General features: G+C 58.0%; 6 protein-coding genes. 5 read left to right on the top strand and 1 reads right to left on the bottom strand.

Annotated features, from left to right (window positions below; genetic code table 11):
- The first annotated feature begins 5 nt into the window (after positions 1-5).
- Positions 6-143, top strand: coding sequence for a DUF3768 domain-containing protein (locus tag J2S76_RS23070; protein ID WP_307064483.1), 138 nt, complete (start codon positions 6-8; stop codon positions 141-143).
- A gap of 85 nt (positions 144-228) precedes the next feature.
- Here J2S76_RS23070 and J2S76_RS23065 read toward each other — a convergent pair whose 3' ends face one another.
- Complete coding sequence (locus J2S76_RS23065) at positions 229-771, bottom strand: T4SS efffector SepA family protein (RefSeq protein ID WP_307064481.1); 543 nt, start codon at positions 769-771, stop codon at positions 229-231.
- A gap of 65 nt (positions 772-836) precedes the next feature.
- Between J2S76_RS23065 and J2S76_RS23060 the strand changes: the two genes are divergently transcribed.
- From J2S76_RS23060 to J2S76_RS23045, 4 genes are all read left to right on the top strand, one after another.
- Positions 837-1,238, top strand: coding sequence for a DUF3768 domain-containing protein (locus J2S76_RS23060; protein ID WP_307064479.1), 402 nt, complete (start codon positions 837-839; stop codon positions 1,236-1,238).
- 283 nt (positions 1,239-1,521) lie between these two features.
- Complete coding sequence (locus J2S76_RS23055; protein WP_307064477.1) at positions 1,522-2,175, top strand: N-6 DNA methylase; 654 nt, start codon at positions 1,522-1,524, stop codon at positions 2,173-2,175.
- Positions 2,172-3,827, top strand: a complete 1,656-nt coding sequence (locus tag J2S76_RS23050) for an Eco57I restriction-modification methylase domain-containing protein (protein WP_307064474.1) — start codon at positions 2,172-2,174, stop codon at positions 3,825-3,827. Before J2S76_RS23055 ends, J2S76_RS23050 begins: the two co-directional genes overlap by 4 nt.
- Entirely contained in the window at positions 3,820-6,378 is a 2,559-nt protein-coding gene (locus J2S76_RS23045; protein ID WP_307064472.1) for a restriction endonuclease, read from the top strand. Before J2S76_RS23050 ends, J2S76_RS23045 begins: the two co-directional genes overlap by 8 nt.
- Positions 6,379-6,464 lie beyond the last annotated feature (86 nt).

Genomic DNA, 6,464 nt, shown 5'->3' with positions numbered 1-6,464 from the left:
GCGCTATCGCCCTGGATGGCCTCGGCCGCATTTTCTGGAAGATCGACTATTGCGACCCGACCCTGACCTTCGGCAGCGAAGACCCCGCCGACCCCACCCGCACCCGCCGCGTCCTCACCATCATGCTCGCCGAGGAGTATTGAGGGATGAGGGGCGGTGGGACATCGCGTCGCGTGGCTGTAACTCCTAAGAGATGGGTCCAGGCCCACGAGAAGGTGCTCCGGCCGCCTAAAGCGAGAACGCCCCCAGCTTGCCCGGCGAAGTGGCTTTAGGGTTTTGCTGCCAGATGAAGGTCACGTCGACCGAGAGTCCTACAGCTGTTGCCAGCCGGTGGATCGCACGCCACGCTGCATTAGCGTCCTGCCCCTGGACGGATAAGCCGGCCTCCTCGATAAACCGGAAACCTCCTTCTTCCTTCTTGCCGACAACGCTTGGCACGAGAAGAAGGTCAACGATCTCTTGGGCCGTCTTTCCTTTGGCCGCTGCCGCCCGGATGCAGGCATACATCAGCGTATTCCAGTACGTCGCCGCTGGCGGCAATCGCTTTCCTTCCAGCATTGCCGACTTAACCGTCGTGTAAGAGAGGCTCGGCGGGCCAGCGGGGTTGAACAGTTCAGCCCCCATGTTTGGGGTCTTCGCCGGCTCCGCGCTGGTCGCCTCCAGCGCATCTAGAGCGCGATTAATCACCGTCTCGATGGTGTCGACCAAAGGCACTGCCAGAGCCTGCAAGCGAGTGAACGTAGCCGCCGACAGAGAAACTGGGTGAGTCATAAGTGCTCTCCTACACGATCTTAGGCATCCTATAATTCCTATAAGCGCTACGCAAGCCCTATCATATGAATTCCACAGTGCGCGCCGCGCCTTCATTCCCCACGGAACTTCCAAAGGTCGAAGGCGCTCGCCTCGCGCGTCAGCAAGGTGCCGCCACCATCGCCAGGCTGAATGACGAACTGCGCCGGAACCTCGCCACCGGCGACGTCATGCTCACTGCCGGAATCCGCGCCCTGCCGCCCGCGCAGTTGCGCGCCGTGCTCGCCTGCGTCCGCCGCCATGACGACTTCACGCCGGACAACGATCCCAATGGCGAGCGGGACTTCTGCGCCCTCGAGCTGGAGGGCCCCGGCCGCATTTTCTGGAAGATCGACTATTACGATCCGACCCTGACCTTCGGCAGCGAAAATCCCGCCGACCCAACCCGCACCCGTCGCGTCCTCACCATCATGCTCGCCGAGGAGTAGTGAAGCAGGCGCAGGGTTGGGGGCGCGCCAGGAACAAAACTCAGCTGGTCGCCTGTCGAAGGGTATCGGACTCCACCCCACGCGAGGCGCCCTGCGCTGGCAACTCTCAGCCCGATGAGGCGGATCACCACCGGATTGGGTTGCGGTAGAGTTCTGGTGGCGCCAAAATCCGAAGGCCCCACATCCGGGCAAGATCGGCTCGCATGAGTCCGTATCGTAGCCACCTAGTCCGTTGATCGACTTTCATATTTACCGTAGGCACGCAACCTGTCATGTATCGCAAATGAGCCTAATTAAGTCGAAGAAACGCGTTGCCGACCACGGGGAAGTCTTCACTCCGAGCTGGCTGGTGGACGCAATGCTGGACCTCGTCAAAGGCGAAGCCGACCGCATTGACGCGCGCTTTTTGGAGCCCGCCTGCGGCAGTGGCAACTTCCTGGTCCGGGTTCTTCAACGGAAGCTCGCCGCGGTCGAAATCAAATTTGGTAAGTCCGAATTCGAAAAGCGGCACTACGCCCTACTCGGGCTGATGTGCACATATGGGATCGAACTCCTACCCGACAATATCGCAGAATGCCGAGCGAACATGCTTGATGTTCTGGCAGAGTATCTGAACATCGACGATACCGACGATGTGTATCGGGCTGCGTTCTTCATCCTATCGCAAAATCTCGTGCACGGCGATGCGCTGACAATGCGGGCTCAAGATGGCAAGCCGATACTCTTCGCTGAATGGGGTTACCTCGGCAAAGGCAAGTTCCAGCGTCGCGACTTCCGCCTTGATGTCTTGACGGGATCATCGGCTTTCAGCGCCGAGGGATCGCTCTTTGCTCATCTCGGCAAACATGAGATCTTCACCCCGATCAAGACTTGGCCAACGATGACGGTGAGCGATTTGGCCACCGGCCATGACGGCATCCCGAAGGAGGCCGCATGAACGCGCAAGTGAGCTTTACATTGCGCGGCCGCAATCCCGATGTGTTGACCTGCATCGCGAACCTGTCGAATGACGAGGTGTTCACTCCACCCGAGTTCGCGAACCGCATGTTGGACACTTTGGCCGATGCCTGGGCCGCAGGACATGGCGGCGCCAACATCTGGGCCGATAAGACAGTAAAGTTTCTCGACCCTTTCACGAAGTCGGGCGTGTTCCTGCGCGAGGTTACAAGCCGCCTGACCGCAGGGCTCGCAAGTGAGATCCCTGATCTGCAGGCCCGGGTTGATCATATCCTCACCCAGCAGGTGTTTGGGATCGGCATCACCAGACTCACCAGCCTTCTGGCACGGCGTAGCCTCTATTGCTCAAAGCATGCAAATGGCAGTCACTCAGTTGCCCGCAGCTTCAACACTGACAGCGGAAACATCTGGTTCGAACGCACCGAACACAAATGGATTGCCGGGAAATGCAAATTCTGCGGCGCGAGCCAAGAAACTCTAGACCGCGGCGCGGGCCTTGAAACCCACGCCTACGCGTTCATCCACACCGACGATATCAAGTCTCGGATCGCCGAGCTGTTTGGAGGCGACATGCATTTCGACGTGATCATGGGAAACCCGCCCTATCAACTTGACGACGGCGGTCACGGCACCAGCGCAGCGCCGATCTACCAGCTCTTTGTGGAACAGGCGAAAAAGCTCGAGCCAAGATATCTAACAATGGTCATCCCTTCACGCTGGTTCGCAGGCGGAAAAGGTCTCGATGACTTCCGCGAGTCGATGTTGTCGGACGATAGAATGCGTTCGATCCACGACTACCTGAGTGCTGCCGACGTATTCCCCGGCGTTGGCTTGAAAGGTGGTGTCTGCTACTTCCTTTGGGACAAGGAGAATCGCGGGCCGTGCCGCGTTGCAACTCATTTCAAGGACTGGGCGGTTTCTGAGATCACCAGGCCGCTTCTGGAGAATGGCGCCGACATCTTCATCCGCTTCAACGAAGGCGTATCGATCCTCCGTAAGGTCTTGGCCCGTGAAACCGGGCAGAACGAGGTTTTGGCGCTGCCTGAAACGCAACGCTTTGAACGGCTCGTCAGCTCGCGAAAGCCGTTCGGGCTTGAGACCAAGTTCAAGGGGCGGGTGAAGAAGCAATCTGAGGCCGACGTGATGGTCTACCAGAACGGGGGAACTGGTTTTACGCCACGTAGTTCCATCACCGCAGGCACCGGACTGATTGATGCCTGGAAGATTTTTGTTGGCCGCGCCGCACCGGGAACGGGCAATCGGGATACCTACCCTCATCGCATTATTAGCACCCCGTTCGTCGCGGGACCGGGTACGATATCTTCTGAAACGTACTTATGCATTGGCCCTTTCGCCACGAAAGAGGAAGCCAAAAGCGCTCTGACATACCTGTCTTGTCGTTTGACGCGCCTTCTTATCTTGTTGCACAAGCCTTCGCAGGACACGACGCGGAAGGTCTATACTTTTGTCCCTATCCAGGACTGGACGCGGACCTGGAGCGATGCGGCCCTCTACGCACGCTATGGGCTGTCCGAAGATGAGATTGCCTTCATCGAGAAGATTGTCCGTCCCATGGGATCGGAGACCGATCTCCTGGGCGACATCACGGTGGACGCCTACGAAGATGAATAAGCCGACGATCGACGAAATCCTCGCACCGAAGCCGGAAGCGCGCCCACGCATCTACGCCTATGCTATCGCCGACGAGGCGCACGCCGGGCTCCTTAAGGTTGGGCAAACCACGCGTGTCGTGAAGAGCCGCGTGGCTGAGCAGCTTCGCACCGCGGCCATCAAGAACTTCCGCATCGAACTGGACGAGCCCGCTGAGCGTGACGATGGCTCGATCTTTTCCGATCATGAGGTGCGCGCCGCGCTGGCCCGCAAAGGCTTTGTCCGGAGCGAACTGGAATGGATGCGCTGCACGGTTGCCGACGTGGCAACCGTGCTCACCGAACTTCGGACAGGCAAGAAGATCGGCGGCAACCATCACCAGACCTTCGGAATGCGCCGCGAACAGGCTGAAGCGGTTCGCGTCACGCAAGCCTATTTCCATTCCCGCTGGGCCGAAGACATGCATGCCGTCCCGCGTTTTCTTTGGAACGCGAAAATGCGCTTCGGCAAGACGTTCACCTCCTATCAGCTCGCGAAGGAAATGGGCGCCAAGCGCGTGCTGGTTTTGACCTTCAAGCCCGCCGTAGAAGACGCCTGGCAGGCCGATCTCGAAAGCCATGCGGACTTTGACGGTTGGCAATATCTATCACGATCCTCTGGCAGCGATCCGACGCAGATCGACGCCAAGAAGCCGGTTGTCTATTTCGGTTCTTTCCAGGACTTGCTGGGCCGAGGTCCAGCCGGAAACATCAAGGCTCGAAACGAATGGCTGCATCAGGTCAATTGGGACCTAGTGGTGTTCGATGAGTACCACTTCGGTGCGTGGCGCGAGACGGCTAAGGAACTGTTCGAAGGCGAGGAAGAGGCGGTCGCCAAACGGGAAGCCAAGCTCGAATACGCTGCCGGACTGGACGATATGAACGAGGACTTAAATGTCCTATCGCAGAAGGAAACAGACTTCCTTCCCATCACTACCAAAGCCTATCTCTATCTCTCGGGCACGCCATTCAAGGCGCTGGCAACGGGCGAGTTCATTGAAGAGCAGATCTTCAATTGGACCTATACCGATGAACAGCGCGCCAAGGCCGAATTCGCCACGCGAAATCCAGACAAGTGGAACCCCTATGGCGCGTTGCCGCAGATGCGGCTGTTGACCTACCAGATGCCCGACGAGTTGGTCGCGGTTGCCAGTTCGGGCGAGTTCGATGAGTTCGATCTGAACGAGTTCTTTTCTGCTACCGGGACAGGTCAGGGTGCGAAGTTCAAGCACAAGAACGATGTGCAAAAATGGCTGGACATCATCCGTGGTCAGTACGCGCCGAGGGCTGTTGAAAGCCTCAAGACCGGCACCCGGCCACCGTTCCCGTACTCCGATGTGCGCCTGTTGCCCTACCTGCAACACTCGTTCTGGTTTTTGCCAAATGTGGCAGCATGCTATGCAATGGCCAGCCTGTTGGCAGAGAAGCACAACACATTCTGGCATGAGTACGAAGTCGTGGTTGCGGCCGGTGCGTCCGCTGGGATTGGCCTTGATGCGCTTCCGCCTGTGCGCAAAGCGATCGGCAGCGGCTTCGAAACCAAAACCATAACGCTGTCCTGCGGCAAGCTGACCACCGGCGTGACCGTGGCGCAGTGGTCTTCTATCCTGATGCTGCGCAACTTGAAGTCGCCCGAGACGTATTTCCAAGCGGCGTTTCGCGTGCAGTCGCCTTGGGCCATCAAGAACCCGAATGGCGACAACCCGAACGAAGAGGAAGTCCTCAAGCCTGCCTGTTTCGTATTCGACTTCGCGCCGACGCGCGCCCTTCGGCAGCTTTCCGAATACGGCATCGGCCTATCACCGAACGAGCCAAATCCAGAAAACGCGGTGAGGGATTTGGTGTCGTTTCTGCCAGTGCTGGCCTACGACGGCGCCAACATGACGCAGATTGATGCCGGTGGCATTCTCGATATCGCAATGGCGGGCACTTCGGCCACGCTGCTTGCCCGCAAGTGGGAGAGCGCGCTCCTGGTGAACGTGGACAACGACACACTGCGCCGCATCATGGATAACTCGGAAGCAATGGCAGCCGTCGAACGCATCGAAGGCTGGCGCGCACTGGGCGACAAAATCATCGAAACCATCATCAACAAGAGTGAGAAGGTCAAAGAGCTCAAGAACAAGGCCAAGTCGGGAGATCTGACGGAAAAGGAGAAGAAGGAACTCACCGATGAGGAAAGGGAATATAAATCTAAGCGAAAGCTCGTGCAAGAAAAGCTTATCAAGTTTGCAACGCGCATCCCGGCATTCATGTACTTGACAGATTTTCGCGAGAACGCACTGCAGGACGTGATCACAAAGTTGGAGCCAGATTTGTTTGCGGCTGTCACTGGCCTGACGGTAAAGGATTTCCACTTGCTTGTGCGTCTCAAGGTGTTCAACACGGAACAGATGAACCAGGCGGTGTTCGCCTTCCGCCGATACGAAGATGCCTCGCTAAGCTATACCGGCATCGAGAGTCATCAGGGGCTTACGCATTACGGACTCTACGACACGGTGGTAGCCAAAGAAGGCTCGCGGTCTGTGATCTGATCCCCGAAAACTGGACCGTTTGAAGCTGGAGTTTTTCGCGCCAAAATCCCTTGGCTGGGAGGAGCGGAGACGATGAAGGCGAGCAA

Source organism: Ancylobacter vacuolatus (genome assembly GCF_030813595.1).
GTDB classification, from domain to species: Bacteria; Pseudomonadota; Alphaproteobacteria; order Rhizobiales; family Xanthobacteraceae; genus Ancylobacter; species Ancylobacter vacuolatus.
Note: the sequence above shows the minus strand (reverse complement) of the source record. Positions and strands in the feature narration are given on the sequence as shown.

What these genes read in the sequence shown, in the direction of transcription:
- J2S76_RS23050 (WP_307064474.1), top strand. Translation starts at nt 2,172, where the DNA reads ATGAACGCGCAAGTGAGCTTTACATTGCGCGGCCGCAATCCCGATGTG.
- J2S76_RS23055 (WP_307064477.1), top strand. Translation starts at nt 1,522, where the DNA reads ATGAGCCTAATTAAGTCGAAGAAACGCGTTGCCGACCACGGGGAAGTC.
- J2S76_RS23060 (WP_307064479.1), top strand. Translation starts at nt 837, where the DNA reads ATGAATTCCACAGTGCGCGCCGCGCCTTCATTCCCCACGGAACTTCCA.
- J2S76_RS23045 (WP_307064472.1), top strand. Translation starts at nt 3,820, where the DNA reads ATGAATAAGCCGACGATCGACGAAATCCTCGCACCGAAGCCGGAAGCG.
- J2S76_RS23065 (WP_307064481.1), bottom strand. Translation starts at nt 771, where the DNA reads ATGACTCACCCAGTTTCTCTGTCGGCGGCTACGTTCACTCGCTTGCAG.